We start from the raw sequence: 755 nt of genomic DNA on the forward strand, positions 1-755 counted from the left end.
AAGGAGCTTTTCGGCGGCGCGCGGCCCGTCGAACGTGGGCACCTCGTTCCGAGCCCTGTGCCGTCCGCCACGCGTGCACGGCTCGTTGACGCCGTCGCGCGGCTCGTCGCAAGGTGCGGCGTGAGCACAGCCGTTCTGCACTCCGAGTGGATCCTCGTCGACGGCGAGCCGCACCTCGTCGAGTGCGGTGCCCGCCTGCCCGGGGACGGCATAACGACACTCATCGACCTGGCGTACGGGACGTCGTTCGTGGGGGCGTTCCTCGCGCTGCTGGCAGGCGAGGAGGTCGCGCTGCCTGCCGGGCCCTCCCGCGCCGCGGGGGTGCGCTTCCTGTCCGCACCACCCGGCGTGGTCGACGACGTCGCCGGCGTCGACGCCGCGCGCACGCTGCCAGGCGTCGAGGAGGCCACGTGCGCACTGGAGCCCGGCGTCAGCGCCGCGGCGACCGTGGACTCCAACACCCGGCACGGACACGTCCTCGCGACCGGTGACGACTCGGATCAGGTCCGCAGGACCCTGGACCGTGCCGAGCGGACGATCCGTATCGTCACTCGGCCGTCGACGTAACCGATGACCCGCCGTGCGCGGGGATCTGTCATCTTGAGGGCGGGATGCAGTGGCCCTGCCACTAACCTCGCCCTTTCACGCTGAGGGGCTGCGGAGGCGTGCCGGTGACATGAAAAGTGCTCCTGACCTGGGATGATGTGGCTTGTCTAGGGTCACGATCATCCGGGTCGAGGAGCACCTTCCAGGTG

The 755-nt window shown here is 70.3% G+C and carries 1 protein-coding gene; it reads left to right on the forward strand.

Annotation, left to right across the window (positions count from 1 at the left end):
- The first annotated feature begins 120 nt into the window (after positions 1 to 120).
- Positions 121 to 567: a hypothetical protein gene (locus N869_RS15705; protein WP_052105666.1), complete on the forward strand. Its 447-nt coding sequence runs from the start codon at positions 121 to 123 to the stop codon at positions 565 to 567.
- Positions 568 to 755 lie beyond the last annotated feature (188 nt).

This window comes from Cellulomonas bogoriensis 69B4 = DSM 16987, from assembly GCF_000767165.1.
Taxonomy (GTDB): Bacteria; Actinomycetota; Actinomycetes; order Actinomycetales; family Cellulomonadaceae; genus Actinotalea; species Actinotalea bogoriensis.